The organism is Tepidiphilus sp. HLB4 (assembly GCF_054823945.1).
The window spans coordinates 1-24,930 of record NZ_JSYB01000006.1 but is presented as its reverse complement, the minus strand read 5'-3'; the positions used below and the strand labels follow the sequence as shown (position 1 = coordinate 24,930).

Here is a 24,930-nt window from a genome sequence, read left to right as displayed (position 1 = left end):
CATGTTCTACCGTCTCTCCGGCGTCCATCACACCCGCTACGAAGACACGCGGCGGCTGTGGCCCATCCCCACCGACCGGCGGCTGGTGGCGGTGCTCTTCCTCCTTGCGCTCAGCGCCCCGCTGTGGCTCTCCGAGCTCTACCTGCAGAACTATCTCCTGCCCTGGCTCATCTGGAGCGCGGCCACCCTGTCGCTGACGCTGCTCATGGGGGTGGCGGGGCAGCTGCACTTCGGCTACGCCGCGGTGATGGCCATCGGTGCCTATTCGGCGATCCACCTCGTGCGCCTAGGGGTACCCTTCGAGCTCGCCTTCATCGGGGCGGGGCTCGTCGCGGCGGTGATCGGTTGTCTGTTTGGGGCGGCGGCTTTGCGCGTCAAGGGGCTCTATCTCGTGATGGCGACGCTCGCCATGCAGTACCTCGTCGACTGGGTCATCGTCAACGTTCCGGCGATCTCGGGCGGGGCGCACGCCACGCTGCAGGCGCCCGAAGCGCGAGTGCTGTTCTTCTCCTTCGCCGACGGGTTCACGCGCTATTACTTCGCCTTCTTCTGGGCGGTGTTCATGACGGTCTTCCTGCTCAACACCAAGCGCACCAGCTTTGGGCGGGCGCTGGTGGCCATCCGCGACAAGGATTACGCCGCCTCGGTGATCGGGGTGAGTCCGTTCAAGTACAAGCTGCTCGCGTTCTTCACCAGTTCGTTTTTCGGCGGCATGAGCGGCGCGGTGCTGGCGTTCTGCTTCTACCGGGCCGTGACGCCGGAGCAGTTCGGATTCAACGTCTCGACCCAGCTCGTGGCCATGGTGCTCGTCGGCGGCCTGGGCAGCGTGATCGGCGCCTATCTCGGCGCGGCTTTCGTGCTGCTCACGCCTATGATCCTCTCCAATGGCATCGCGGCGCTGTCGGATGCCGGCTGGCTGTCGGTATCGGCAAACCTCCTCGCGCACCTGCCGCTCATGATCTACGGTGCGCTCATCATCGGCTTTCTGCTCGCCGAGCCCTTGGGGCTGGCGAAGATCTACGACAACATGCGCAATTACTTTCTCGTTTGGCCGTTCAAGCACTCGCGGCGCTGACGGAAATTTCAGGTGGTTCATTACGACAAGGAGGAGACGCGATGAAAACGATGTTCAAAAAAGGCATGCTCGGGGCGCTGTTCGCCACGGCCGCATTCGCCGCCGCGCCGGCATTGCAGGCGCAGGAAACGGTGAAGTTTGGCCTCTTCCACGATTTCACCAAGGTCTATACCTTCGTGGCCGACGAGTTCAGCCAGGGGCAGCGGGACTACCTCACGCTGATCAACGAGGAGGGTGGCATCAAGGGGCAGAAGTTCGAGGCCATCGTGCGTGACCACGGCAACGAGCCGCAGCGCGGCCTGGAACTCTACAACCGCGCACGCGAAGAAGGGGCGATCTACTTCATGTTCCTGAGCACGCCGGTGGCCAACGCCGTCGTGCCGCGGGCGCTGCAGGACAAGGTGGTGCTGGGTACGCCGCTGCACGGGCGGGGCGACACCATGGTGGGCGAGACCTTCCCCTACGTCTTCCCCATGATGGCGAGTTACTGGTCGCAGGCGGCGCGCCTGCTCAAGTACGTCGAGGATACTCAAGGCGGGCTCAAGGGCAAGAAGATCGCCCATGTGCACATCGACACTCCCTTCGGGCGCGAGCCGCTGCCCATTTTGGAGAAACTCGCCCAGCAGAAATCCTTCGAGCTGCGCTCCTTTGCCTACCCCAGCCCCGGCAACGAGCAGTCGGCCGTGTGGTCCGACGTGCGCCGTTACCGGCCCGATTTCGTGCTGATCTGGGGCGCGGGCAACTCGCAGATGGTGTCGGTGCGCGAGGCGGTGCGCAACGGCATCGATCCGGCGAAGATCCTGTCGGTCGTCTGGCTCACCGAGACCGACATGAAGAACATCGGCGAGAGCACGGCCATTGGCGCCAAGCGCGTCGAAGTGGTGCAGCCGGGGCGCGATCATCCGATCATCCAGCGCATCCTCGACAAGGTCTACAAGGCCGGCAAAGGAGCTGGCCCCGAAGCGCGGGTGGGCAACACTTACTACAACTACGGCGTGGCCGACATGGTGATCGCCACCGAAGGTGCGAAGCTCGCGCTGGAGAAACTCGGTCCGCCGCTCACCGGCGAGAAACTCAAGGCCGGCATGGAGATGATCCGCAACCTCGACACCAAGGGCTTCATGCCGCCGGTGACGATCACGCCGCAGGATCACCAGGGCGGCGGTCAGGCGCGCGTGTCGCAGTGGGACGGCAAGGCGTGGGTTCCGGTGAGCGACTGGGCCGCGGCCTATCAGGACGTGGTGTGGGAAGAGGCTCGCGCGAGCGCGGCCAAGTTCAGCCAAGGGAAATGAGGATGGCCGGCGCCGGGACATTCTCGGCGCCGCACAGGGAGCGAGCATGAGCCAAACGGGCGATACGCGCGGCACGGCCCCCGTGCTGCTGCGGCTATCCAACGTCGAGGTGGTCTACGACAAGGTTTTCCTGGCGATCAAGGGCGTCTCGCTCGAGATCCGCGAAGGGGATATGGTGGCACTGCTCGGCGCCAACGGCGCCGGAAAGAGCACCACGCTGAAATCGGTGAGTGGCCTGCTCGCGCCCGAGCGCGGCGAGGTGACCCGCGGGCACATCGAGTTCGCCGGGCGCGATCTGGGCACGATGCCGGCGCCGCAGCGCGTGCACCTCGGTATCGCCCACGTGCTCGAGGGGCGGCGCGTCTTCGGGCATCTCACGCCGGAGGAAAACCTCATCGCCGCCTACCGGGGGCGCGACCAGCGCCGCTACCTGCAGCTGCGAGACATGGTCTATGGTTACTTCCCGCGCCTGGTCGAGCGGGCGAAATCGAAGGCGGGCTATCTCTCCGGCGGAGAGCAGCAGATGCTGGCCATCGGCCGGGCGCTGATGACCGAGCCGAAACTTCTGATGCTCGACGAACCGAGCCTGGGGCTCTCGCCGCTCTTCGTCAAGGAGATATTTGGCATCATCCGCACGATCAACGAGAAAGAGCGCATGAGCGTGCTCCTCGTGGAGCAGAACGCCGTGGCGGCCCTGAACGTGGTGCAGCACGCCTACGTCGTCGACCAGGGCCGCATCGTGATGGAGGGCAGCGCCGCGCTGTTGCGCCAGAATCCCGATATCCAGGAGTTCTACCTCGGCGGCAGCCATGCCGTCGATTATCACAACGTCAAGCACTACCGCCGGCGCAAGCGCTGGCTCGCTTGAATCGCGGAAGACGCGGCGGTGGCCGCGTCTCCTGCTTTGTGCTTACTCCCGATCGGGCAAGCCGATCATGGTGGCCGTCATCAGCGCCACCTGCTCACGCCCGTCTTCTCGTTCCATCCAGCCTTCACCCAGGCACACCGTGAGGGTGCGCCCGGCGCGTACCACGCGCCCTATCGCCACCAAGCGATCGCCTCGGGCGGGTGCGAGCAGGTTGGTCTTGATCTCCACCGACAGCACCGCATGACCAGGCGGCATCAACGAATAGGCCGCATAGCCCACGGCGCTGTCGATGATGGTGATGACCACGCCGGCATGCAGGAAGCCGTGCTGCTGCGTCAGGTCGGCGCGAAAGGGGAGCACGATCTCCACCTCGCCCGGTTCGACGCGGGTGAGTTCGGCACCGAAGGTCTGCATGACGCGTTGGCGGGCGAAATTGTCGCGTACGCGGCGCACGAAGTCGGGATCGGCGGGGGTGAATGGCATGGAATCCTCCTCGGCAGGGAATCAAAAAATTTTGATCGTCCGCAAAACGGTTTCGATCGTACTGCGCGAATAGTGTAACGGAGTTTGACAGCATCGACCGATGTGCTTTAGAATCCACGGGATTTTCTGCAGGGGGTGGTCGCTGTGGGCTCCGGCCTGATGCGTCTGGCGGCGTGGCAACTCGTTGCCGGCATTCTCGCCACACTCGCGGCCTGGGTCTTGGCCGGCGAAGCAGCAGGGCGATCGGCAGCGATCGGCGCGTTCTCGGTCTGGTTGCCCAATGCCGCGTTCGCCGTCTATCTCGCGATACGCGCGCGGCTCGGCACTCCCTCGGCAGTCGGTTTCCTGGTCGGCGAACTGTTCAAGATCGCCGCCGTGGTGGTGTTGCTGTTCGCGTTCGTGCGCCATGCCGGCGTACAGAGTTGGCCCGCGTTGATCGTCGGGCTGGTCGTGACGCTGCAGGCAAACATCGCCGTTGCTGGATTTTTACGCAAAATCTGAGGGAAAGGCATGACTGCTAGCGCACACGGACCTACGGCGTCCGAATACGTCGTCCATCACCTGACGCACCTCAACACTCTAGGCGGGCCGCAGAAGGACATCGTCGACTTCTCGGTACTCAATCTCGATACGCTCTTCTACTCCGTCCTGCTGGGCGTGCTCACCGTCTACCTGCTCTACCGTGCGGCAAAGAAAGCCACTTCCGGCGTGCCGACGCGCTTTCAGGCTGCCGTGGAGATCCTGGTCGAGATGGTCGCCGACCAGGCCAAGGGCGTGATCCACAGCGCCGAGTCGCGCAAGTTCGTGGCCCCGCTCGGGCTCACCGTCTTTCTGTGGATCCTCTTCATGAATACCATGGACCTGCTGCCGGTCGACCTGCTGCCCCGTATCTGGGAGGGCGTCTATGCCGCGATGGGCGGGGATCCGCATCATGCCTACATGCGGGTGGTGCCCACGGCCGACGTCAACGCCACTCTGGGCATGTCCATCGGCGTGCTCCTCATCTGCCTCTATTACAACGTCAAGATCAAGGGGTTCGGCGGCTGGCTGCACGAGCTCTTCACCGCCCCCTTCGGCAGCCATCCGGTGCTCTATCCGGTGAACTTCCTCATGCAGATCATCGAGTTCCTCGCCAAGACCCTGTCGCACGGGCTGCGGCTCTTCGGCAACATGTACGCGGGCGAGCTCATCTTCATCCTGATTGCGCTGCTCGGCGGCACCGCCACCGTGCTCGGCTTCGTCGGTCACGTCCTCGCCGGCACGGCATGGGCCATCTTCCACATCCTGATCATCGTCCTGCAGGCGTTCATCTTCATGATGCTGACGCTGGTATATGTGGGTCAGGCCCACGAGGGACACTGATCGGATGCGGCGGCGGGGGCTGTTTCCCGCCGCCGGCGGCCGTGGGCAAACAGTGTAGAATCGCGCTTTTCTTTTTTCTCGTCATCAACCACTAGGAGTCGTCATGGAAAACGTTCTGGGTCTCGTCGCGCTCGCCGCTGGTCTCATCATCGGTCTTGGGGCCATCGGCGCCTGTATCGGTATCGGCATCATGGGGTCGAAATACCTCGAAGCCTCCGCCCGTCAGCCCGAGCTGATGAATGCGCTGCAAACCAAGATGTTCCTGCTCGCCGGTCTGATCGACGCGGCGTTCCTGATCGGCGTCGGTATCGCGATGATGTTCGCGTTCGCCAACCCGTTCCAGCTCTGATCCTCGGAGTCGTGAACGCCCATCCGTTTTTTCATAGGGGGCAGACGTCGTGAATTTGAACGCAACCCTCATCGCCCAGCTGGTGGTGTTCTTCATCCTTGGCTGGTTCACGATGAAATACGTGTGGCCGCCGATCGTCAAGGCGCTCGACGAGCGTTCGGCCAAGATCGCGGAGGGGCTGGCGGCGGCCGACAAGGCGAAGGCGGATCTGGCGCTCGCCGAGAAGAAAGCCGTCGAAGAACTGCGCAAGGCGCGCGAGGAGGCGGCCCAGCTGCGCGCGGCCGCCGACAAGCAGATCGCCAAGCTGATGGAAGAAGCCCGGGCGGAAGCGACCCGTCTCATCGCTCAGGCGCGCGAAGCGGCCGAGCAGGAGGCGCGCGCCGCCGTCGAGCGGATCAAAGACGATCTGCGCGAGGAAGTTGCCCGGCTCGCCGTCGCCGGCGCCGAACGTATCCTGCGCCGCGAGATCGACGCCAAGGCTCACGCCGAGCTCTTGGCCAACCTCAAACAGGAACTCGTCTAAGCCATGGCCGAAAAAGTCACCATCGCTCGCCCCTATGCGGAGGCCGCGTTCTCGCTGGCGCTGGGGGCCGGTGCGCTGGAGGCCTGGTCGCAAGCGCTGGAGCGGCTCGCCGCCCTCGTCACGCTCGACGAAGTGCGCACCGTGCTGCTCGATCCCAAGGTCGACGATGACAGCAAGGCGCGTGTGCTCCTCGAGCTCGCAGGCGCCGATCAGCCGCTGCCCGAGGCGGTGCAGAACTTCGTGCGGTTGCTGGTGCAGAACGACCGCGTGCTGTTGCTGCCCGAAATCCATGCGCTGTTCGTCGCCCGGAAGAACGATCACGAAGGGGTCGCCGTCGCCAAGGTCACGAGCGCATTTCCGCTCGACGATGCGGCGCGGGAACGCCTCAAGCAAGACCTGGAAGCCCATTTCAAGAAAAAACTGCAGCTCGAAGTCACCGTCGATCCGGATCTGATCGGAGGGGTGCGAGTGCAGGTGGGCGATGAAGTGATCGACGCCTCCGTACGTGGCAAGCTCGCGAACCTGGCCGCTGCGCTCAAAATCTAGGAGTCATTCGATGCAACTCAATCCCTCTGAAATCAGCGACCTGATCAAGAGCCGGATCCAGAACCTGCAGCTATCGGCCCAGGCCCGCAACGAGGGCACCGTGGTGTCGATTGCCGACGGCATCTGCCGTATCCACGGTCTGGCCGACGCGATGCAGGGCGAAATGCTGGAGTTTCCCGGCAACACCTACGGGCTCGCGCTCAACCTGGAGCGCGACTCGGTCGGCGCCGTGGTGCTCGGCGACTTCGAGCACATCTCCGAAGGCGACACGGTCAAGGCTACCGGCCGCATCCTCGAAGTGCCGGTTGGCCCCGAACTGCTCGGGCGCGTGGTCAATGCCCTGGGCCAACCGATCGACGGTAAGGGTCCGATCGAAGCGAAGCTCACCGACAAGATCGAAAAAGTGGCTCCGGGCGTCATCTGGCGTAAGTCGGTGTCGCAGCCGGTGCAGACGGGCCTGAAGGCCGTCGATACCATGATCCCGATCGGCCGCGGCCAGCGCGAGCTGATCATCGGCGACCGCCAGACCGGCAAGACCGCGGTGGCCGTCGATACGATCATCAACCAGAAAGGCCAGAACATGTACTGCATCTACGTGGCGATCGGGCAGAAGGCCTCGACCATCGCCAACGTGGTGCGCAAGCTCGAAGAGCACGGCGCGATGGAATACACCACCGTCGTCGCCTCGCCCGCCTCCGAATCCGCCGCCATGCAGTATCTGGCCGCCTATGCCGGCTGCACCATGGGCGAGTATTTCCGCGACCGCGGCATGGACGCGCTCATCATCTACGACGATCTCACCAAGCAGGCTTGGGCCTACCGTCAGATTTCGTTGCTGCTGCGCCGTCCGCCGGGGCGCGAAGCCTATCCGGGCGACGTGTTCTACCTGCACTCGCGCCTGCTCGAGCGCGCCGCGCGCGTCAACGAGCAGTACGTCGAGAACTTCACCAAGGGTGAGGTCAAGGGCAAGACCGGTTCGCTCACGGCGCTGCCGATCATCGAAACGCAGGCCGGCGACGTGTCCGCCTTCGTGCCCACCAACGTGATCTCGATCACCGACGGCCAGATCTTCCTCGAGACCGACCTCTTCAACGCCGGCATCCGCCCGGCGGTCAACCCCGGCATCTCGGTGTCGCGGGTGGGCGGTGCGGCCCAGACCAAGGTCATCAAGAAGCTCTCGGGCGGTATCCGGACCGACCTTGCCCAGTATCGGGAACTGGCGGCGTTCGCGCAGTTCGCCTCCGACCTGGACGAAGCTACCCGCAAGCAGCTCGAGCGTGGTCGCCGCGTCACCGAGCTCTTGAAGCAGCCGCAATACTCGCCGATGAACATCGCCCAGATGGCGGTGTCGCTGCTGGCGGTCAACAACGGCTTCTTCGACGACGTGCCGGTGGAGAAAGTGCTCGCCTGCGAACACGACATGCACCAGTACGTGGCGCAGCAGCTGCCCGACGTGATGGAGCGCATCCTGAAGACGGGCGAGCTCTCTGCCGAAGACGAGCAGCGCCTCAAGGATGCGATCGCCGCGTTCAAGAAATCCTGGGTCTGAGCGTACGGGCGACGATCACTAGGAGAAACGGGATATGGCCGGTAGCAAAGAGATACGGGGCAAGATCAAGAGCGTGCAGAACACGCGCAAGATCACCAAAGCCATGGAAATGGTGGCGGCCTCCAAGATGCGCAAAGCCCAGGAGCGGATGCGGACGGCCCGTCCCTACGCCGAGAAGATCCGCCGGCTCGCAGCCAACCTGTCGCACGCCAATGTGACCGAGTTCCGTCACCCCTTCCTCATCCAGAAGGAAGCGGTGAAGCGGGTCGGGCTCATTCTCGTGACGACCGACAAGGGGCTCTGTGGCGGCCTCAACACCAACATTCTGCGCCACACCGTCACTGCCATGAAGGCGTGGGAAGGCAGTGGGGTCGAGGACATCCGTGTGGTGGCCATTGGCAACAAAGGCCTGGGGTTCATGCAGCGCATCAAGGCCAACGTCGTGGCCCAGCGCACGCACCTGGGCGACGTGCCGCACCTCGACCAGCTCATCGGCCCGGTGCGCGTGCTGCTCGACGCCTACACCGCCGGTGAGATCGATGCGGTGCATCTCGCCTACACCCGTTTCATCAATACGATGAGACAGGAGCCGGTGATCGAGCAGCTGCTGCCGCTCACCGGGGAGCGGCTGGGGGCGCCGGAGCACGCGTGGGATTACCTCTATGAGCCCGATCCCCAGTCGGTCATCGAGGAGCTGCTGGTGCGCTACATCGAGGCGATCGTCTACCAGGCGGTGGCCGAGAACATGGCTTCCGAGCAGAGCGCCCGGATGGTGGCGATGAAGGCGGCTTCCGACAACGCGGGCAACGTGATCAAGGAACTGCAGCTCGTCTACAACAAATCGCGGCAGGCGGCGATCACGAAAGAGCTCGCCGAGATCGTCGGCGGCGCGGCGGCGGTGTGACGGACAATGCACAATCGAGGAAAGACACGATGACAACGGGTACGATCGTTCAATGCATCGGCGCGGTGGTGGACATTCAGTTCCCCCGCGACGAGATGCCGAAAATCTACGAGGCCTTGAAGCTCGAAGATACGAGTGAGTTCGCCGAGACGGGGCTCACCTTCGAGGTGCAGCAGCAGTTGGGCGACGGCGTGGTGCGTACCATCGCCTTGGGCTCCAGCGATGGGCTGCGTCGCGGCATGAAAGTCAAGGCCACGGGGGCGCCGATCTCCGTTCCGGTCGGTTCCGGCACGCTGGGCCGCATCATGGACGTGCTGGGGCGCCCCATCGACGAGGCCGGCCCCATCCAGGCCGAAGAATACCGCTCGATCCACCAGAAGGCGCCGAAATTCGACGAGCTCTCCCCGTCGGTGGAGCTGCTGGAGACCGGCATCAAGGTGATCGACCTCATCTGCCCCTTTGCCAAAGGAGGCAAGGTGGGTCTGTTCGGCGGCGCCGGCGTGGGCAAGACCGTCAACATGATGGAGCTCATCAACAACATCGCCAAGCAGCACTCGGGTCTGTCGGTGTTCGCCGGTGTGGGCGAGCGTACCCGCGAGGGCAACGACTTCTACCATGAGATGCAGGAGTCGAACGTTCTCGACAAGGTGGCGATGGTCTTCGGCCAGATGAACGAGCCGCCGGGCAACCGTCTGCGCGTGGCGCTCACGGGTCTGACCATGGCGGAGAAGTTCCGCGACGAGGGTCGCGACATCCTCTTCTTCGTCGACAACATCTACCGCTACACGCTGGCCGGTACCGAAGTGTCGGCGCTACTCGGGCGGATGCCTTCGGCGGTGGGTTACCAGCCGACGCTCGCCGAGGAGATGGGCAAGCTGCAGGAGCGCATCACCTCGACCAAGGTGGGTTCGATCACCTCGATCCAGGCGGTGTACGTGCCGGCGGACGACCTGACCGACCCGTCTCCCGCCACCACCTTCCTTCACCTCGACTCGACCGTGGTGCTGTCGCGCGACATCGCCGCGCTGGGGATCTATCCCGCGGTCGATCCGCTCGATTCCACCTCGCGCCAGCTCGACCCGCTCGTCGTGGGTGAGGAGCACTACAACGTGGCCCGTGCCGTGCAGGCGACGCTGCAGCGCTACAAGGAACTGCGCGACATCATCGCCATTCTCGGCATGGACGAACTCTCGCCGGAAGACAAGTTGGTCGTGGCCCGCGCGCGCAAGATCCAGCGCTTCCTGTCGCAGCCCTTCCACGTGGCCGAGGTGTTCACCGGCAGCCCCGGCAAGTTCGTGCCGCTCAAGGAGACGATCCGCGGCTTCAAGATGATCGTCGAAGGGCAGTGCGACGACATTCCCGAGCAGGCGTTCTACATGGTCGGCACCATCGACGAAGCGATGGAAAAGGCCAAGAAACTGCAATGACGGTCTCGGCCGCCGTGGTGTTGTGGCGGCCGTGATCGCGCGCCGCGGCATCTCGTCCGCGGCGCCTTCGACGAGGGGATGCAAAGATGGCGATGACCGTACATGTCGATGTCGTGAGCGCCGAGGAGCAGATTTTCTCGGGGCTCGCGGAGCTGGTCGTGCTGCCCGGCGAGGCGGGCGAGCTGGGGGTGCTGCCGGGGCATGCGCCGCTGCTTTCCCGTATCCGTCCGGGAGCAGTGCGCATCAAGGTGCCGGATCGCGAGGAGCCGGAGATCATTTTCGTGGCTGGCGGCATGCTGGAGGTGCAGCCCAGCCTGGTGACGGTGCTCGCCGATACGGCGATCCGCGGCCGCGATCTGGACGAGGCGCGGGCGATGGAGGCCAAGCGCCGGGCCGAGGAGGCTTTGAAGGACCAGCAGGCGAAGATCGACTACGCGCGGGCGCAGGCCGAGCTGCTCGAGGCCGTGGCGCAGCTGCAGACGATCGAGCAGATGAAGCGCCTGAAGAACCGCGTGGGCGGCACCTGAGCCGCCTGCTGTTCGGAGGTGGAAAAGAAAAAGGCCGCGACATGCGGCCTTTTTCACTTGTGTGCCGCTGTGCCGGAGGCCAGGCGTGCGATGCGCCGGCGTAGGGCGTCGAGTTCGCGGGTGAGCGCCGCCGCGTCTGCCTGCAGCCGTTCGTATTCGGCGCGAGAGGGGAGCAGCCCCTCTTCTTCTTTCAGGGTTTCGATCAGGTTGCCGCCGATCGCCGCGCCGGCATTGCGCAGGGCGGCGAGACCGGCGCGCATGAGCGCATGCAGGCGCAGCCCCAGGATGGGGCCAAACCGCTCGGCAAACCAGTGTTCCAGCGTTGGGGCAGGTTCGGAGAAGGCCTTGGCGAGCAGCTCGGCGATCGCCGCTTCGCCCTCGACGTGCGTGCGCACCGCGGCGCCTTCGGCGAGCAGCCTCCGCCGCAGGACTTCTTCGAGGCGCAGGCGGATCGTCACGGCGGGCGCAACGGCAGCATCGGGCAGCAGTCGGCCGTTTGCGTCGATTCGCAATCCCAAGGGCGGCAAGGGTTCGATTTCGAGGCGTACCGCAGCGCCGGCGTGGGCGGCGAGCCGCTCGCGCCACCAGGGGACTTCGTCGAGGTGACGCTCGAGCGCCGCCGTGAGCACCCCTTGCCACATGGTTCAGGCAACCGGTTGGATGCCGGCAAGCCGCCAGCCGCCGCCGTGGAGCGGTTTGACCAGATGCCAGTATTCGCTGAAGGGTTGCGGCGGGGCGTCGCGCGACTCGCGCAGGCTACCGGAGAATTCGACCGTGGCGACGTAGTGGTCCCCTTCGAGGGCGAGATCGACGAGGCGCGCTTCCAGCATCACGATGTCGGTCTTCTCACCGGGAGTCTGCCCACCCTGGCGGCGCAGGTCGGCGAGCAGCTCCGGCGTGACGAGGGAGGCAATGGCTTCCCAGTCGCCGCGGTCGTGCGCTGCCTGCAGTTCGACGAAACGCCGCTTGGCTTCGGCGAGGAAGGCGGCTTCGTCGAGCTGGGCGCGCAGGTCGTCAGCGACAGGAGTGCCGTTGGCCGGCGCTGCAGGGGGCGCGCTCATGGCGGGCCCGGTCATCGTGCGCTCGGTCGCTCCGGCGTAGGCCGGTTCGGGCGCGCGCCGTGCTCCGGCGAAGCGGCGAAAGAGGGCGAAGAGCACGACGGCGAAGAGCACGAGGAGGAGCAGAGAACCGAATTCTTCGCTCAAGCCCAGGTGCTGGAAGAGCGCTGCCAGCCCTAGGCCGGCAGCGAGTCCAGCGAGGGGACCGAGCCAGGAGCGTTTGGGCGCCGGCTGCGGCGTGGTGCTGGGTTGCTGCGCCGGTGTCTGGCGCTGGGCGGGGGCCTGGGTGGGAGAGGTCGGACTTGCCGGTTTCGGCGCCGGGGAGAGGGGGGCAGAGGGGGTGATGTTGCGCTGCAGGCCGCCACCGCTGCCGCCGCCGAGGCGTTTGGCTTCGGCTGCGTCGAAGAAAGTAAAGGAGGCGAAGAGCGCGAGCAGCAGGGTGAGGAAGGGGCGTTTCATGGGACCTCCGTTAAGGGCTTACAGCTTGCGGCCGAGGTGCAGGGCGACCACGCCGGCGGTGAGGTTGTAATAATCGACGCGATGAAAGCCGATGCGTTCCATCATTGCCTTGAGCGTTTCCTGGTCGGGATGCACACGGATCGATTCGGCGAGGTAGCGGTAGCTCTCGGCGTCGTGGGCGATTTTCTCGCCCAGCCAAGGTAGGACCTTGAAGGAATAGAGGTCGTAGGCCGGTGAAAGAGGGGCCCAGACGCGGGAGAATTCGAGCACGAGGAGTCGCCCGCCGGGCTTGAGCACGCGGTGCATCTCGGCGAGCGCCGTTTCCTTGTGCGTCATGTTGCGTAGGCCGAAGGCGACGCTGACGCAGTCGAAATGATCCGAGGGGAAGGGGAGCGCTTCGGCGTCGCACTGCGCCGTGGGCACGAGCACCCCTTCGTCGAGGAGCCGGTCGCGCCCGCGCGCGAGCATGGCACCGTTGATGTCGGTGAGCCAGACTTCCCCGGTGGGGCCCACGCGCCGGGCGAAGGCGAGCGCCAGATCGCCCGTGCCGCCGGCGATGTCGAGCACGCGGTGGCCGGGGCGTACGCCGGAGACGGTCACGGCGAACTTTTTCCACAGCCGGTGCAGGCCGAGCGACATGAGATCATTCATCAGGTCGTACTTGCCGGCGACCGAGGAAAATACCCGGCCAACGAGGCGTTTCTTTTCGGGTTCGGGTACCTTGCGGAAGCCGAAGTCGGTGACTTCGTTCATGGCGTACCTGTTTCTCCACGGCATCGATGCGAAGCATTCATGATAACGCATCGTGCCGCGGGGTGGACGAATCAGCCGAAACGGTCGGTGCTGTCGTCTTCGGTCTGCTCTGCGCCAGGATGGTCTGGGTTGCTTGCCAGGCGCTGCGAGGGGAATCTTTCTCTCCGAGCACGAGCGCCGTCACGATGGCTCCTTCGAGGAGCAAGAGTACTTGTGCAGCGAGGCGTCCGGCGGCGGATTCCTCGGTGAGTGGTGACACGATCTCTTTGATCTTCTTTCGGATCGCTTCCTTGTGAGCCTTGGCGGCGAGGTGGATCGGATCATCCGGTGCTGGATACTCCGCCGCGGCGCTGATGAACATGCAGCCGTTGAAGGTGGGTTCGTTGAACCAGCGTTCGTGCCAGACGAACACCGCTTCGAGTCGTTCCCAAGGTGAGTCGAACGAGGCGACGAAGGCATCCATCGCAGCGCGAAACGCTGCGTCGCGTCGCTCGAGGACGGCGGCGATCAGGGCGTCCTTCGAGGGAAAGTGTTTGTAGAGCGTCATCTTGGAGACGCCGGATTCGGCCACGATCCGATCGATGCCGACGGCGTGGTAGCCGTGAGCGTAGAAAAGGCGCTCGGCCGTATCGAGTAGGAGCTGGCGGGTGTCGCGCATCGGAAGCATCGCTGTGGCAGGCAAGGTGAAGTATATGGGAAGAGAAGGGCAAGCCCAAGTTGACATATACAGACAGGTCTGTATTATCAGTTTCGTGTCTCTTGCACGCCATCTTTCGACGACGCCTTGGGAGCCCCTCATGATCGGATTCGTCAGCAAATGGAAAATTGGCGGTGCCGTATGCCCGCCGCGAGCCCCTTTGGGGGATATCGCTTGGGCCGGACTCGGGGGGCAATCGCGATCGCCGTGGTGGCCTATGCTTCGAGCCGGGCGCAGCTGCCGCTCGTTCTGGGTTCGTTCGGCGCCAGTTGCGTGTTGCTCTTTGGATTTCCCGATAGCCCTTTTCCCAGCCGCGCAACGTGATCGGTGGCCACTTGCTCGCTTCACTCGTGGGCTTGGTGTTCCTGCATCTGCTCGGGGATGCTTGGTGGAGCATGGCGCTGGCGGCGGGCTGCACGATCGCCGGGATGCAACTCACCCGTACCGTCCATCCGCCGGCCGGCTCGAACCCGGTCATCGTCATGCTCTCGGGGGCGTCGTGGCCGTTCTTGCTCACGCCGACCTTATGCGGGGCGCTCGCCCTGGTCGGGGTGGCGTTGATCGTCAATAACTTGCGCACGGGGCGAGCGTATCCCACATACTGGTGGTGAGCGTGGAAAGGGGCGTTCGGTGCAACGAGGCGTCCCTTTCCTTTTCCTGCCTCAGGCCGCAGCGCAGTAACGGCTCTTTTCCCCGGCATCGACGAGCTGCCACAGACCGTCGCGGCCGACCGGCTCTCGGGCGAACCACGGAATCAGCACGCAGCGGCCGCGTGTGTGTTGCTGTACGCGGCGGATGAAGGGCAGTTCGTAGGCGGCGCGTTCGGCAAGGCACGGATGGCGCGTGCCGCTCGCGAGCAGCGACTGGTTGATCACCCAGCCGAAGGGGTGGATGCCGGCGCGCTCGAGGTCGGCTTCGAGCGCCTCGGCTTCGGAAACCGGCGTGGATTCCGGTAGGGTGACGATGCAGACGTGCGTGAAGTCAGGGTCGCGCAGGCGCGGCAGCAGTTCGCGCACCGCTTCGGGCAGGTCGCCCTGGGTGCGCAGGACTTCGCGGTGGTAAGCCTCGGTCGCGTCGAGCAACAGAATGGTATGGCCGGTAGGTGCCGTGTCAAGCACGACGAAACCGGAGGTACCGCCGGCCACGGTGTGGGCGAAGGCGCGGAAGACGGCGATTTCCTCGGTGCAGGGCGAGCGTAGGTCTTCTTCCAGCATGGCGCGCGCCTCTGGCGTGAGGTCCTTGCCCTTTTGTTCGAGTACTTCGGAGGTGTAACGGGCGAGTTCGGCAGCCGGGTCGATGCGCGTCACCGTGAGGCCGGCGGTTTCGCCCGCGAGCGCGTCGGCAAGGTGCGCCGCCGGGTCGGTGGTCGACAAGGTGACTTTCTTGCCGCGCTCGGCGAGCGCGAGCGCAATCGCCGCAGCTACCGAAGTCTTGCCCACGCCGCCTTTGCCCATGGTGAGGACGACGCCGTGATCCTGGCGGGCAAGTTCGTCGATAAAAGCGGACAAGCCTGGCGGCAGGTCGGTGACTTCCGGCAGCGCTACCGGCCCCTGCGGGGCGGGTGGCGTGCCAGAGAGCAATTGCTGCAAACCGGCAAGCCCGGTCGTACCGCGCGGCAGGAAGGGCAGGGTACTTTGCGGCAGGGCGGCGAGTCCGGGTGGGATGGCGGCAAGCGCCGCGGCGTGACGCTCGGCCATGGCACGGGCGATGGCATCGTCGCCGGTTTCGTCGGCGAATAGCCCGTTGATCACCAGATGCAGGTTGCGGATGCCGAGTTCTGCCAGCTCGACGCGGGTGCGCTCGGCCTCGCGCAGCGCGGCGCGTTCGGGACGGCTGACGAGCACCAGGGTGGTCTCGGCCGGATTGCCCAGCCGGGCGACCGTGGCGGCGTAGCGTTCGCGCTGTTGCTGTAGCCCGGCGAGCGGCCCCAGGCAGGAGGCGCCACCGGTCGTGGATGCGATGAATTCATCCCAGGCGCTCGGCAGGGTGAGGAGCCGCAGGGTGTGACCGGTAGGGGCGGTGTCGAAGATGACGTGGTCGAATCCGGCGGTGGCGGATGGGTCGCCCAAGAGTCGCGCGAATTCGTCGAAGGCGGCAATTTCCACGGTGCAGGCCCCGGAAAACTGCTCTTCCATGCTCTGGATGGCCGCCTCGGGCAAGATGCCACGGTAGGGTGCGACCATGCGTTCGCGGTAGGCCGCTGCCGCGGCGCGCGGGTCGAGATCGAGCGCAAAAAGGTTCGGCGCCCCCACGATCGGCGTCGGGGCATGCCCGACCGGCGTGCCGAGTACTTCGCTCAGATTGGAGGCCGGGTCGGTGCTGACGATGAGAACTTTCCTGCCGCGCTGCGCCAGGGAGAGGCCGGTGGCGCAGGAGAGCGAGGTCTTGCCGACTCCGCCCTTGCCGGTGAAGAAGAGATAGCGTGTGTCGAGGGTGAGCAGGTTCATGGTGGCGGATTCCTTGTTGGTGGCGTTCAACAGCAGCTTTTGCCCTGGACGGCGGCGGGTTGAGCGGCGCAGCAGGTGCCGCTTGCCGGGGCGTCGGTGGCGGAAACATCGGTCAGGCCGAGTTTTGCGGCCAACGCGTGGCGATCGGGGTAGGCGCCGCTGGCGAGCAGTTCGCCGTCGAGAAAAACGGCCGGCAGGCGGTCGTTGCCCTGTTGCAAAAGCGCCAGCACGCGCGGATTGGTGGCGAACGCGGCGGGGTCCTGGCCGAGGTTGTGGCGTTCGACCGTCACGCCGTGCGCTTCCAGCCACTTGAGATCGGCGGCGAATTGCGCGAGCGCCGGGTCGACATCGACGCCGCAGACGCCGGTCGCGCAGCACAGGGCGGGATCGAAGACTTCGAGTTTGGGCATGATGGAACTCCTTGGGTTCGAGGGAGGGAGGTTTGCCTACCGTCGCCGGCGGGCAGGGGTCGTGGCTCACACCGTGCGGTGTTCGTACCAGCCGCGTGAGAGACGCACGAATTTCACGACAAGCAACATGGCCGGCACTTCGATCAGCACGCCGACCACCGTGGCGAGCGTCGCACCGGAGGCAAGACCGAACAGGCTGATGGCCGTGGCCACCGCCAGTTCAAAGAAGTTGGAGGCACCGATCAGGGCCGACGGGCAGGCGACGGCGTGGTCCTCGCCCAAGGCGCGGTTGAGACCGTAGGCGAGTGCGGCGTTGAAGGCGACCTGCACCACGATGGGAATGGCCAACAGTGCGATTACCAGAGGCTGCGCGAGGATGGCCTGCCCCTGGAAGGCGAAGATCAGCACCAAGGTGGCAAGGAGCGCCGCCGTCGACCACGGCGCGATGCGGCGCATCGCCGCGGCAAAGGCCGCCTCGCCGCGTTTCATGAGCCGTTTGCGCCAGAGTTGGGCGAGGACGACCGGAATGACGAGGTAGAGGAGCACCGAGGCGACGAGCGTCTGCCACGGTACCGTGATCGCCGACAGGTCGAGCAGAAAACCGACGAGCGGCGCGAAGGCGAAGACCATGATGAGATCGTTGACGGCCACCTGGGTGAGGGTGAACAGCGGGTCGCCGTCGGCGAGCCGGCTCCAGACGAAGACCATCGCCGTGCACGGCGCAGCGGCGAGCAGGATGAGCCCGGCGAGATAGGCATCGATTTCGCCGGCCGGTAGCCACGGGGCAAAAAGCTGGCGAATGAAGAACCAGCCGAAGAATGCCATCGAAAAGGGTTTGACCAGCCAATTGACGAAGAGCGTCACGCCGATGCCGCGCACGTGGCGGCGCAGGTCGTGCAGGGCGCTGAAATCGACCTTCACCAGCATCGGGACGATCATTACCCAGATGAGGAGACCCACCGGCAAATTGACTTCGGCCACCGTGCAGCGGGAGAGTGCCGCGAACACCTCGGGCAGCGCCTGCCCTAGCCCGATGCCGGCACCGATGCACAGGAGCACCCAGAGCGTGAGATAGCGTTCGAAGAATCCCAAAGGCGAGGCGGGAGCGCTCATGGACGGGCTCCTCGTTCAGCATCCAGAGCCTGGCGAACGGCAGGCACCAGCCTGGCGCGGATTTCGTCGCGCACTTCGAGGAAACGCGCAAGCGGCTGCCCCATCGGGTCGGGGAAGGCAACGTGCAGCCGTGGCACCGGACGCGGGAAGACGGGGCAGGATTCCTTGGCCTCGTCGCAGACGGTGACGACGAGCTCGACCGGTTCGTCGAGCACGGCGTCGAGGGATTTGGGCACGAGCCCATCGGCCGGCAGGCCGGCGAGGCGCAGCGCGGCGAACACTTCGGCCGGCACTTCGTTCGCCGGCCGGGTGCCCGCCGAAATCGCCCGCACCGCGGGAGCGAGGTCGTGCGTGAGAATAGCTTTTGCCAGTTGCGAGCGGCAGGCATTGTGCGTGCACAGCACGAGCACGGTTTTCGTCATCGTCATGTTCCTTGGGGCGCAAGGATGGTCGTCGGAGGGCGTTTTTCGCTGGGTCCGGTTGCCGCCCCAGAGAGGCAAGTGACCCCGCCGCAGCAGTTCTGCGTGAGGAAGGCAAGGAGTTCGTCCATCGTCTCGTAAGCAGCGGCGTAGCGCAGGTACCGCCCCTCTTTGTGCCGGCGGATGAGACCGACGCGGTTCAGATGCGCGAGGTGGAAGGACAGTGTGGTGGGAGGCAGGCCGAGCGCTTCGCTCAGTTCGTTCGGATAGCGACCCTGCGGCCCAGCTTCGACGAGCAGGCGGAAGATGGCGAGCCGCGTTTCGTGCCCCAGCGCGGCGAGGAGTTCGGCAGCAAGTAACATTTCCATATTTCCATTATTGTTGAAGTATTGAATGATGTCAAGCATACGATACCCGAAAAACCGTTCACCGACTATCCTGAGTCGACCAGGCGGTCGATGTGCCCGGCGCAGATGTGGAGGGAGGGGCAATGAACGGGGAACGAAAAAGGGCAGGGGCGTGGGACGTCTTGTTCGTCTTTCTGCGCCTGGGGCTGACGTCGTTCGGCGGGCCGATCGCGCATCTGGGCTATTTTCGCGAGGAGTTCGTGGTGCGCCGTGGCTGGCTCGACGAGCGGGAATATGCCGATCTGGTGGCGCTGTGCCAGTTCCTGCCGGGACCGGCGAGCAGTCAGGTGGGAATGGCATTAGGCTATCTGCGGGCCGGCTACGGCGGGGCGCTCGCCGCCTGGCTCGGGTTCACCCTGCCCTCGGCGGTGGCGATGATCCTGTTCGCGCTGGGCCTGACGCACTACGCCCAGGCGGTTCCCGCCGGCGTCTTGCACGGTTTGAAAGTGGCGGCGGTGGCGGTGGTGGCGCAGGCGGTGTGGGGCATGGCGCGCACGCTGTGTCCCGATGCGCGGCGCGTGACGCTGATGACGGTGGCGGCGTGCTGCGTCGCGCTCGCGCCACTGGCCTGGGTGCAGGTGGCGGTCATCGCGGCGGCGGGCGTGGCCGGTTTGGCACTACTCCCAGGGCGGGAATTACCGCTGCCCGAGCCGTTGCCGATCGCGGTGCGACGGCGCACGGGCCTCTTTTGGCTCGCGCTCTTCGCCGCGCTGCTCATGGTCCTGCCGCTGCTCGCCCACTTGACCGCAAATCCCACGCTCACGCTCGTCGATGCATTCTACCGCGCCGGCGCGTTCGTCTTCGGCGGAGGGCACGTGGTGCTGCCGTTGCTGCAGGCGGAGACGGTGCCGCGCGGCTGGGTCGACGCGCAGACGTTCCTCGCCGGCTACGGGGCGGCGCAGGCGGTGCCGGGGCCGCTCTTCACCTTCGCGGCTTTTCTCGGTGCCGTGCGTCAGGTGGCGCCGGCGGGCTGGACGGGCGGTCTGCTCGCGCTCACCGCGATTTTCCTGCCTTCGTTCTTCCTGATCCTCGGCGCACTGCCGTTCTGGGCGAAATGGCGCCACCTGCGGCATACGCAGGCGGCGCTCGCCGGCGTCAATGCCGCAGTGGTCGGCCTCCTGCTTGCCGCGCTCTATCAGCCGGTGTGGACCAGCGCGATCCTGCGGCCGCAGGATTTCTGTCTCGCGCTCGTCGCCTTCGTCGCGCTGCTCTTCTGGCGCGTGCCGCCTTGGGCAGTGGTCGGCGGGTGCGGTTTCCTGGGTGGTGTGCTGGGGTGAGGGAAGGGTTGCAGCGATGTGCCGTTGACATCACCATGTAACCTGACGTGCTTACTCTGCCGCCGTCGTCCCGATCGGGACTCGTGCCGCAGGAGCCGTCATGACCCTTGCCGTTGCCGTGCAACACCAGCGCGCCACCTTGCCGGCGCTGGGACGCTATGAACTGGCGCTCGCCGCGAGCGAGCTCGACGTGTATGAGGCGCAGCGTCTGCGCTACCGCGTCTTTCACGATGAACTCGGGGCGCGTTTGACGAGCCGTATTCCTGGGCTCGATTGCGATTTCTTCGATCCGTATTGCGAGCACCTCATCGTGCGCGACCGGGTGGAGCAGCGCGTGGTCGGCTGCTATCGCGTGCTCACGCCGGAAGGGGCGAAGCGCGTGGGCGGCTTGTATTCCGAGCAGGAATACGATCTGGTGCGCCTCGACCCCTTGCGCGAGCGCATGGTGGAGGTGGGGCGGGCCTGCATCGCGCCGGGACACCGTCATGGCGGGGTGATCGCGCTGCTCTTTGCCGGCCTGGCGAGCTATCTGGACGTGCGCGGCTACCGTTATCTCTTCGGGTTGGCGTCGGTGCCGCTGCATGCGGGGCTCGACGCGGTTCATGCCCTGTTTGTGGCACAGTGGGCGGAACGCGCTGCACCGATCGAATATCGCGTCACGCCGCGCCGGCCGCTGCCTGAGGTCGAAGGGGCGACACGCGCCGAGCCGGCACCTTGCCCGGCGCTCCTCAAGGCCTACCTCAACGCGGGGGCGTGGCTGTGCGGTGCGCCCGCGCTGGATGCGGATTTCCGGTGCGCGGACGTGCCGGTATTGCTGTCGGCCGAACGCGTCTCGCGGCGCTATGCGCGGCATTTTCGGGCGGAGATGGGGAGCATTGGCTGAACATGAGCGAGACACGAACGGCCGGTACGCGACTCGAGCACCTGCCAGCGAGCGGCAGGCGTTCGGTTTTGCGTTGCGCGAACCCTTGGACGTGGACGCGACTCAGCCGTAGATTTTCCCCGAACGGATGAGGTTGCGCGCGATCACCAGCTGCTGGATCTGCGTGGTGCCTTCGTAGATGCGGAAGAGCCGCACGTCGCGGTAGAAGCGCTCGATGCCGTATTCGGCCATGTACCCCGCGCCGCCGTGGATCTGCACGGCCCGGTCGGCCACGCGGCCGCACATCTCGGTGGCGAACATCTTGGCGCAGGCCGCCTGCAGGTTGACGTTCTCTCCCGCATCCCGCAGGCGCGCGGCATCGAGCACCGTGCAGCGCGCGGCGTAGATCTCGGCCTGGCTGTCGGCGAGCATCGCCTGGACTAGCTGGAATTCGGCGATGGGCTTGCCGAACTGCTCACGCTCACAGGCGTAGCGCAGCGCATCCTGCAGCATGCGCTCGGCCACGCCGACCGCGGTTGCGGCGATGGCGATGCGCCCTTTGTCGAGCACTTTCATCGCCGTCTTGAAGCCTTGGCCTTCGCGTCCGCCGATGAGGTTTTCGGCCGGCACGCGGCAGTTCTCGAAGACGACGTCGGCGGTGTGGGCCCCGCGCTGGCCCATTTTGACGTCGGGCGGGCCGACCCACAGGCCCGGTGTGTCGCGCTCGACGAGGAAGGCGGAGATGCCGTCGGCTCCTTTTTTGGCAGGATCGGTGCGGGCCATCACGGTGAAGATGCCGGCTTCCGGGGCGTTGGTGATGAAGCGTTTGGTGCCGTTGAGCACATAACAGTCGCCTTCACGCACCGCGGTCGTCCTCAGGCTTGCTGCGTCCGACCCGGCGCCCGGTTCCGTCAGAGCGAAGGAGCCGATGAGCTCGCCGGAGGCGAGGCGGGGCAGATAGCGGGCTTTCTGCTCCGGCGTCCCGTCGATGACGATCGCCTGGCTGCCGATGCCGCAGTTGGTGCCGAAATAGGAACGGAAGGCCGGCGAGGTGTGCCCCATTTCGAAGTACACCCGCACTTCTTCCTCCATGGTGAGCTCCATGCCGCCGTATTCTTCGGGGATCGTCAGGCCGAAGAGCCCCAGGCGGCGCATCTCGGCGACGATCTCCTCGGGGATGCGGTCGGTGCGCGCCACTTCCGCCTCGGCCGGCACCAGACGCTCGCGTACGAAGCGGGCGATCGTGTCGAGCAGAAGCGTCAAGGTTTCCTCGTCCCGGATCATCGACGCGCCCTCATTTGACGTATTTGCGGAAATCGGGCTTGCGTTTTTCCTGGAACGCGCGCACGCCCTCGGCCGATTCCGGCGTCTCGTAGTAGAGGCGCAGCGCCTGCATCGCCAGCGCTCCCATGCCGCGGATCATCTCGGTGTCGACGTTGAACGACTTCTTCGCCAGTGCGATCGCAGTCGGGCTCTTCTCCAGGATCTCGTCGCACCAGCGGCGCACTTCCTCGTCGAGCCGCTCGGGCGGCACCACGGCATTGACGAGCCCCATGGCCAGCGCTTCCTGGGCCGTGTAGCGCCGGCACAGATACCAGATTTCGCGTGCCTTCTTCTCCCCCACGACGCGCGCCAGCAGCGCCGTACCGAATCCGGGATCCACCGAGCCTACCTTGGGACCAACCTGGCCGAACTGCGCCGTCTCGGAGGCGATCGCCAGATCGCACAGCGTCACGAGCACGTTGCCGCCGCCGATCGCATAGCCGTTCACCCGCGCGATCACCGGCTTGGCGATGTCACGGATCACGCTCTGCACTTCCTCGATCGGCAGGCCGATGGCACCACGCCCGCCGTAGCCGCCCTCGTGGGTGCTCTGGTCTCCGCCGGTGCAGAACGCCTTGTCACCGGCGCCGGTGAGTACCACCACGCCGATGCTGCGGTCGAAGTCTGCATCTTTGAAGGCGTGGATCATTTCCTCGCAGGTTTGGGCGCGGAAGGCGTTGTAGCGCTGCGGGCGGTTGATCGTGATCGTGGCCACGCCATCGACCTTGGTGTAGAGAATGTCCTGATATTCCATCTTCTTGCTCCTTCCTTTTGGGTGGATCAGCCGGCCATCGTCAGGCCGCCGGAGACGCTGATGACCTGGCCGGTGATGAAGGCCGCTTCGTCGCTGGAGAGAAACACCACGATGCCCGCCACGTCTTCGGGTTCGCCCAGACGGCCGAAAGGGATTGCCTTGATGAGCGCCGCGCGCAGCTTCTCTCCTTGTTCGCCTTCGCCGGCAAAATCGCGAAAGAGTGCCGTGTCGGTGGGGCCGGGGCAGACGACGTTCACGTTGATCTTCTGCCGGGCGAGCTCGCGGGCGATCGTTTTCGAGAACGCCACCAGCCCGCCTTTGCAAAAGGCATAGACTGATTCGCCCGACGAGCCCACGCGCGCCGCGTCCGAGGCGATGTTCACGACCCGCCCCTTGCCGCGTGCCGCCATCCGGCTCAGCACTGCGTGGTGCATGTAGAGCGGCCCGTAGAGGTTGACCGCCACGATCTTGTCCCACAGCGCCTTGTCGGTTTTGAGGAAAGGAGCCGCCCGGTCCCAGCCCGCGTTGTTGACGAGGATGTCGATGGGGCCGAGATCATTCTCGACCGCCGCCACCGTGGCCTGTACCTGTTCCTGTACGGTGAGGTCGACGGGGTAGGCTTTGGCCTTGCCGCCGGCGGCACGGATCTCCCCAGCCACCTCCTCGGCGGCTTTGCCGTTGAGATCGAGCACCGCTACAGCCGTGCCCTCTTCGCCGAAGCGGCGGCAGATGGCCGCACCGATCCCGCCTCCGCCGCCCGTGATTACCGCTACTTTGTCGCGCAAGCCTTTCATCATCTTCCTCCTTCCTCCTTGGTATCGAACACGATCCCGGTGCCGGGACCCCTACGGTTATACTTTCCTATTCTTTCCCGCCGCGTGCCTTTGCGCCATGAGTTGCCCATGAAGGATCTGACCCCTGAAAAGACCCTCGCCATCGTCGAGATCAACAACCGTCTCTTCTTTCGTTTCTTTCAGACGGCCAACACGCTGCACACCAAAGGGACGCAGGCGCTGAGCGAGTTTGGCGTGACCACCCAGCAGTGGTCGGTGCTCGGGGCACTCTCCCGTCCGCAGGCGGCCGAGGGGATGACCGTGGGTGAGCTCAGCCGCTATCTGCTGGTGAGCCGGCAGAACCTTTTCGGCATCCTCAACCGCCTGGAACGCCAGGGGTACGTCGAACGCGTCACCGGCGAGGAGGACCGTCGCTCGCGCAAGGTGCGCCTTACCGCGAAAGGGGAGAAGCTCTGGGCCGATCTTGCCGAACCGATCCACGATTTCTACGACAAGGCGCTCAAGGGGTTGTCGTTCGACGATCGCATCACCTTCATCCATTATCTCAACGTTCTGCATAACAACATGGCCAAACTCTAGGGGCGATGCCGGGCGAGCATCTGCCGGGAGATGATCATCTTCATGATGTTGGCGGTGCCGTCGCCGATCTGCAGACCGAGCACGTCGCGGTAGCGCTGACCGAACGGCAGATCGTTGCTGTAGCCTCCGTGACCGTGGGCGATCAGGCACTGCTGGATGATCTCGCAGGCGAGCTTGGGGGCCCACCACTTGCACATCGCCGCCTCGGCCGTGTGCGGAAGCTCTTGGTCTTTCAGCCATAAGGACTACCGCCACGTCGGCTTGGGTAGCCATCGAAATCGAGGTCTTCTCTCCGTTGAGCACGAAATGATCGCCTTTGCGCTGCGCTCGCAACCGGATGCGGGCGGCGTCCGACCCTGCGTGGGGTTCGGTCAGGGCGATCGCGATGAGTTTCTCTCCCGCCGTCACTGCCCGCAACCATTCCCTTGCCATGGAGGAGCGGCCGTACGTATTGTGCAACGATCTGCCCGCACAAGGAGGCGAGGAGATTGACATAGGCGACGTTGAAATCGCCCCTGGCGATGCTCTCGAGCAGTAAGCCGCTGCTGAGGCGATCCAGCCCCGAGCCACCGAAGTCCACGGGGAGCTCCGGCGCGATGAACCCTAGCTGGCCCATCTCCCGCGCGAGCTCCCTTTCGATCCGTGGTTGTGTACCATCCTTTCTGTAAATTCC

28 protein-coding genes and 2 pseudogenes are annotated in these 24,930 nt (G+C 65.3%); 16 read left to right on the top strand and 14 right to left on the bottom strand.

The window, feature by feature from the left end; translation table 11 throughout:
* Position 1 precedes the first annotated feature (1 nt).
* From OA56_RS01185 to OA56_RS01175, 3 genes are read left to right on the top strand one after another with little or no spacing between them, the layout of a single operon-like run.
* Positions 2-1,075, top strand: coding sequence for a branched-chain amino acid ABC transporter permease (locus OA56_RS01185; protein ID WP_055423319.1), 1,074 nt, complete (start codon positions 2-4; stop codon positions 1,073-1,075).
* A 41-nt stretch (positions 1,076-1,116) separates the two neighbouring features.
* Positions 1,117-2,367 (top strand): ABC transporter substrate-binding protein, encoded by a 1,251-nt coding sequence (locus OA56_RS01180; protein WP_141056299.1) that lies wholly within the window; start codon positions 1,117-1,119, stop codon positions 2,365-2,367.
* A gap of 46 nt (positions 2,368-2,413) precedes the next feature.
* Positions 2,414-3,235 carry an ABC transporter ATP-binding protein gene (locus tag OA56_RS01175; RefSeq protein WP_072247929.1) on the top strand — a complete coding sequence of 274 codons (822 nt, stop codon included), beginning with the start codon at positions 2,414-2,416 and terminating at the stop codon, positions 3,233-3,235.
* Between the two features lie 42 nt (positions 3,236-3,277).
* Here the strand turns inward: OA56_RS01175 and OA56_RS01170 are convergent, their stop codons facing one another.
* A complete protein-coding gene (locus OA56_RS01170) occupies positions 3,278-3,718 on the bottom strand; it encodes a PaaI family thioesterase (protein WP_461583195.1) in 441 nt (146 codons plus the stop codon).
* A 144-nt stretch (positions 3,719-3,862) separates the two neighbouring features.
* Between OA56_RS01170 and OA56_RS01165 the strand changes: the two genes are divergently transcribed.
* The 9 genes from OA56_RS01165 to OA56_RS01125 all read left to right on the top strand — a co-directional run bounded on the left by OA56_RS01165 (position 3,863) and on the right by OA56_RS01125 (position 10,905).
* On the top strand, positions 3,863-4,219 hold the full coding sequence (locus OA56_RS01165; RefSeq protein WP_141056300.1) for an ATP synthase subunit I: 357 nt from the start codon (positions 3,863-3,865) through the stop codon (positions 4,217-4,219).
* Between the two features lie 9 nt (positions 4,220-4,228).
* Positions 4,229-5,080 (top strand): F0F1 ATP synthase subunit A, encoded by an 852-nt coding sequence (gene atpB / locus OA56_RS01160; RefSeq protein WP_055423315.1) that lies wholly within the window; start codon positions 4,229-4,231, stop codon positions 5,078-5,080.
* Positions 5,081-5,183: 103 nt separating this feature from the next.
* Entirely contained in the window at positions 5,184-5,429 is a 246-nt protein-coding gene (atpE, locus tag OA56_RS01155) for a F0F1 ATP synthase subunit C (protein ID WP_028875394.1), read from the top strand.
* Positions 5,430-5,478: 49 nt separating this feature from the next.
* Positions 5,479-5,952, top strand: coding sequence for a F0F1 ATP synthase subunit B (locus tag OA56_RS01150; protein WP_142809470.1), 474 nt, complete (start codon positions 5,479-5,481; stop codon positions 5,950-5,952).
* 3 nt (positions 5,953-5,955) lie between these two features.
* Positions 5,956-6,498, top strand: coding sequence for a F0F1 ATP synthase subunit delta (locus OA56_RS01145; RefSeq protein WP_461583194.1), 543 nt, complete (start codon positions 5,956-5,958; stop codon positions 6,496-6,498).
* 10 nt (positions 6,499-6,508) lie between these two features.
* Positions 6,509-8,047, top strand: a complete 1,539-nt coding sequence (gene atpA, locus OA56_RS01140) for a F0F1 ATP synthase subunit alpha (protein ID WP_055423313.1) — start codon at positions 6,509-6,511, stop codon at positions 8,045-8,047.
* A 34-nt stretch (positions 8,048-8,081) separates the two neighbouring features.
* Positions 8,082-8,951: a F0F1 ATP synthase subunit gamma gene (gene atpG, locus OA56_RS01135; RefSeq protein WP_461583193.1), complete on the top strand. Its 870-nt coding sequence runs from the start codon at positions 8,082-8,084 to the stop codon at positions 8,949-8,951.
* 29 nt (positions 8,952-8,980) lie between these two features.
* Positions 8,981-10,378: a F0F1 ATP synthase subunit beta gene (gene atpD, locus OA56_RS01130; protein WP_141056304.1), complete on the top strand. Its 1,398-nt coding sequence runs from the start codon at positions 8,981-8,983 to the stop codon at positions 10,376-10,378.
* Between the two features lie 86 nt (positions 10,379-10,464).
* Positions 10,465-10,905 (top strand): F0F1 ATP synthase subunit epsilon, encoded by a 441-nt coding sequence (locus OA56_RS01125; protein WP_055423310.1) that lies wholly within the window; start codon positions 10,465-10,467, stop codon positions 10,903-10,905.
* 53 nt (positions 10,906-10,958) lie between these two features.
* Here OA56_RS01125 and OA56_RS01120 read toward each other — a convergent pair whose 3' ends face one another.
* The 4 genes from OA56_RS01120 to OA56_RS01105 are packed head-to-tail and all read right to left on the bottom strand — an operon-like array spanning position 10,959 to position 13,833.
* On the bottom strand, positions 10,959-11,546 hold the full coding sequence (locus OA56_RS01120; protein WP_055423309.1) for a hypothetical protein: 588 nt from the start codon (positions 11,544-11,546) through the stop codon (positions 10,959-10,961).
* Between the two features lie 3 nt (positions 11,547-11,549).
* Positions 11,550-12,422 carry a Tim44 domain-containing protein gene (locus OA56_RS01115; RefSeq protein WP_461583192.1) on the bottom strand — a complete coding sequence of 291 codons (873 nt, stop codon included), beginning with the start codon at positions 12,420-12,422 and terminating at the stop codon, positions 11,550-11,552.
* An 18-nt stretch (positions 12,423-12,440) separates the two neighbouring features.
* Positions 12,441-13,175: a bifunctional demethylmenaquinone methyltransferase/2-methoxy-6-polyprenyl-1,4-benzoquinol methylase UbiE gene (gene ubiE, locus OA56_RS01110; RefSeq protein WP_461583191.1), complete on the bottom strand. Its 735-nt coding sequence runs from the start codon at positions 13,173-13,175 to the stop codon at positions 12,441-12,443.
* A gap of 37 nt (positions 13,176-13,212) precedes the next feature.
* Positions 13,213-13,833 (bottom strand): TetR/AcrR family transcriptional regulator, encoded by a 621-nt coding sequence (locus OA56_RS01105; protein WP_055423306.1) that lies wholly within the window; start codon positions 13,831-13,833, stop codon positions 13,213-13,215.
* Positions 13,834-13,972: 139 nt separating this feature from the next.
* Between OA56_RS01105 and OA56_RS01100 the strand changes: the two are divergent.
* Positions 13,973-14,483 (top strand): annotated as a pseudogene (locus OA56_RS01100) (HPP family protein).
* 51 nt (positions 14,484-14,534) lie between these two features.
* On the opposite strand, the gene arsA reads toward OA56_RS01100, so the two are convergent.
* From arsA to OA56_RS01075, 5 genes are all read right to left on the bottom strand, one after another.
* Positions 14,535-16,319 carry an arsenical pump-driving ATPase gene (gene arsA, locus OA56_RS01095; protein WP_055423305.1) on the bottom strand — a complete coding sequence of 595 codons (1,785 nt, stop codon included), beginning with the start codon at positions 16,317-16,319 and terminating at the stop codon, positions 14,535-14,537.
* Positions 16,320-16,345: 26 nt separating this feature from the next.
* Complete coding sequence (gene arsD / locus OA56_RS01090) at positions 16,346-16,729, bottom strand: arsenite efflux transporter metallochaperone ArsD (protein WP_055423304.1); 384 nt, start codon at positions 16,727-16,729, stop codon at positions 16,346-16,348.
* A gap of 66 nt (positions 16,730-16,795) precedes the next feature.
* The gene (arsB, locus tag OA56_RS01085) at positions 16,796-17,842 is read right to left on the bottom strand and encodes an ACR3 family arsenite efflux transporter (RefSeq protein WP_141056131.1); all 1,047 of its coding nucleotides are present in this window, start codon (positions 17,840-17,842) and stop codon (positions 16,796-16,798) included.
* Complete coding sequence (locus tag OA56_RS01080; protein WP_461583190.1) at positions 17,839-18,270, bottom strand: arsenate reductase ArsC; 432 nt, start codon at positions 18,268-18,270, stop codon at positions 17,839-17,841. Before OA56_RS01080 ends, arsB begins: the two co-directional genes overlap by 4 nt.
* On the bottom strand, positions 18,267-18,623 hold the full coding sequence (locus tag OA56_RS01075) for an ArsR/SmtB family transcription factor (protein ID WP_240803310.1): 357 nt from the start codon (positions 18,621-18,623) through the stop codon (positions 18,267-18,269). Before OA56_RS01075 ends, OA56_RS01080 begins: the two co-directional genes overlap by 4 nt.
* Before the next feature lie 128 nt (positions 18,624-18,751).
* On the opposite strand from OA56_RS01075, the gene chrA reads away from it, so the two are divergent.
* Entirely contained in the window at positions 18,752-19,945 is a 1,194-nt protein-coding gene (gene chrA / locus OA56_RS01070; RefSeq protein WP_461583189.1) for a chromate efflux transporter, read from the top strand.
* A gap of 100 nt (positions 19,946-20,045) precedes the next feature.
* A complete protein-coding gene (locus tag OA56_RS01065; RefSeq protein WP_461583188.1) occupies positions 20,046-20,828 on the top strand; it encodes a GNAT family N-acetyltransferase in 783 nt (260 codons plus the stop codon).
* 102 nt (positions 20,829-20,930) lie between these two features.
* Here OA56_RS01065 and OA56_RS01060 read toward each other — a convergent pair whose 3' ends face one another.
* Genes OA56_RS01060 through OA56_RS01050 form a run of 3 tightly spaced genes read right to left on the bottom strand, consistent with a single transcriptional unit; the run spans position 20,931 to position 23,678 of the window.
* Positions 20,931-22,091, bottom strand: a complete 1,161-nt coding sequence (locus tag OA56_RS01060; protein ID WP_461583187.1) for an acyl-CoA dehydrogenase family protein — start codon at positions 22,089-22,091, stop codon at positions 20,931-20,933.
* Positions 22,092-22,101: 10 nt separating this feature from the next.
* The gene (badI, locus tag OA56_RS01055) at positions 22,102-22,884 is read right to left on the bottom strand and encodes a 2-ketocyclohexanecarboxyl-CoA hydrolase (RefSeq protein ID WP_055423299.1); all 783 of its coding nucleotides are present in this window, start codon (positions 22,882-22,884) and stop codon (positions 22,102-22,104) included.
* A gap of 26 nt (positions 22,885-22,910) precedes the next feature.
* The gene (locus OA56_RS01050) at positions 22,911-23,678 is read right to left on the bottom strand and encodes a glucose 1-dehydrogenase (protein ID WP_055423298.1); all 768 of its coding nucleotides are present in this window, start codon (positions 23,676-23,678) and stop codon (positions 22,911-22,913) included.
* Positions 23,679-23,786: 108 nt separating this feature from the next.
* On the opposite strand from OA56_RS01050, the gene OA56_RS01045 reads away from it, so the two are divergent.
* Entirely contained in the window at positions 23,787-24,257 is a 471-nt protein-coding gene (locus OA56_RS01045; protein WP_055423297.1) for a MarR family winged helix-turn-helix transcriptional regulator, read from the top strand.
* Here the strand turns inward: OA56_RS01045 and OA56_RS01040 are convergent.
* Positions 24,254-24,930: pseudogene (locus OA56_RS01040) on the bottom strand (acyl-CoA dehydrogenase family protein); the annotation flags it as partial. The gene OA56_RS01045 and the pseudogene OA56_RS01040 overlap by 4 nt on opposite strands.

Coding starts and splice junctions, on each gene's coding strand:
- OA56_RS01105 (WP_055423306.1), bottom strand. CDS start 13,833: ATGCGCGACACCCGCCAGCTCCTACTCGATACGGCCGAGCGCCTTTTC.
- OA56_RS01125 (WP_055423310.1), top strand. CDS start 10,465: ATGGCGATGACCGTACATGTCGATGTCGTGAGCGCCGAGGAGCAGATT.
- OA56_RS01060 (WP_461583187.1), bottom strand. CDS start 22,091: ATGATCCGGGACGAGGAAACCTTGACGCTTCTGCTCGACACGATCGCC.
- OA56_RS01170 (WP_461583195.1), bottom strand. CDS start 3,718: ATGCCATTCACCCCCGCCGATCCCGACTTCGTGCGCCGCGTACGCGAC.
- OA56_RS01180 (WP_141056299.1), top strand. CDS start 1,117: ATGAAAACGATGTTCAAAAAAGGCATGCTCGGGGCGCTGTTCGCCACG.
- OA56_RS01175 (WP_072247929.1), top strand. CDS start 2,414: ATGAGCCAAACGGGCGATACGCGCGGCACGGCCCCCGTGCTGCTGCGG.
- atpA (WP_055423313.1), top strand. CDS start 6,509: ATGCAACTCAATCCCTCTGAAATCAGCGACCTGATCAAGAGCCGGATC.
- OA56_RS01145 (WP_461583194.1), top strand. CDS start 5,956: ATGGCCGAAAAAGTCACCATCGCTCGCCCCTATGCGGAGGCCGCGTTC.
- OA56_RS01075 (WP_240803310.1), bottom strand. CDS start 18,623: ATGTTACTTGCTGCCGAACTCCTCGCCGCGCTGGGGCACGAAACGCGG.
- atpE (WP_028875394.1), top strand. CDS start 5,184: ATGGAAAACGTTCTGGGTCTCGTCGCGCTCGCCGCTGGTCTCATCATC.
- arsA (WP_055423305.1), bottom strand. CDS start 16,319: ATGAACCTGCTCACCCTCGACACACGCTATCTCTTCTTCACCGGCAAG.
- OA56_RS01065 (WP_461583188.1), top strand. CDS start 20,046: ATGACCCTTGCCGTTGCCGTGCAACACCAGCGCGCCACCTTGCCGGCG.
- ubiE (WP_461583191.1), bottom strand. CDS start 13,175: ATGAACGAAGTCACCGACTTCGGCTTCCGCAAGGTACCCGAACCCGAA.
- atpD (WP_141056304.1), top strand. CDS start 8,981: ATGACAACGGGTACGATCGTTCAATGCATCGGCGCGGTGGTGGACATT.
- arsD (WP_055423304.1), bottom strand. CDS start 16,729: ATGCCCAAACTCGAAGTCTTCGATCCCGCCCTGTGCTGCGCGACCGGC.
- atpG (WP_461583193.1), top strand. CDS start 8,082: ATGGCCGGTAGCAAAGAGATACGGGGCAAGATCAAGAGCGTGCAGAAC.
- chrA (WP_461583189.1), top strand. CDS start 18,752: ATGAACGGGGAACGAAAAAGGGCAGGGGCGTGGGACGTCTTGTTCGTC.
- OA56_RS01115 (WP_461583192.1), bottom strand. CDS start 12,422: ATGAAACGCCCCTTCCTCACCCTGCTGCTCGCGCTCTTCGCCTCCTTT.
- OA56_RS01185 (WP_055423319.1), top strand. CDS start 2: ATGTTCTACCGTCTCTCCGGCGTCCATCACACCCGCTACGAAGACACG.
- OA56_RS01050 (WP_055423298.1), bottom strand. CDS start 23,678: ATGAAAGGCTTGCGCGACAAAGTAGCGGTAATCACGGGCGGCGGAGGC.
- arsB (WP_141056131.1), bottom strand. CDS start 17,842: ATGAGCGCTCCCGCCTCGCCTTTGGGATTCTTCGAACGCTATCTCACG.
- badI (WP_055423299.1), bottom strand. CDS start 22,884: ATGGAATATCAGGACATTCTCTACACCAAGGTCGATGGCGTGGCCACG.
- atpB (WP_055423315.1), top strand. CDS start 4,229: ATGACTGCTAGCGCACACGGACCTACGGCGTCCGAATACGTCGTCCAT.
- OA56_RS01120 (WP_055423309.1), bottom strand. CDS start 11,546: ATGTGGCAAGGGGTGCTCACGGCGGCGCTCGAGCGTCACCTCGACGAA.
- OA56_RS01080 (WP_461583190.1), bottom strand. CDS start 18,270: ATGACGATGACGAAAACCGTGCTCGTGCTGTGCACGCACAATGCCTGC.
- OA56_RS01045 (WP_055423297.1), top strand. CDS start 23,787: ATGAAGGATCTGACCCCTGAAAAGACCCTCGCCATCGTCGAGATCAAC.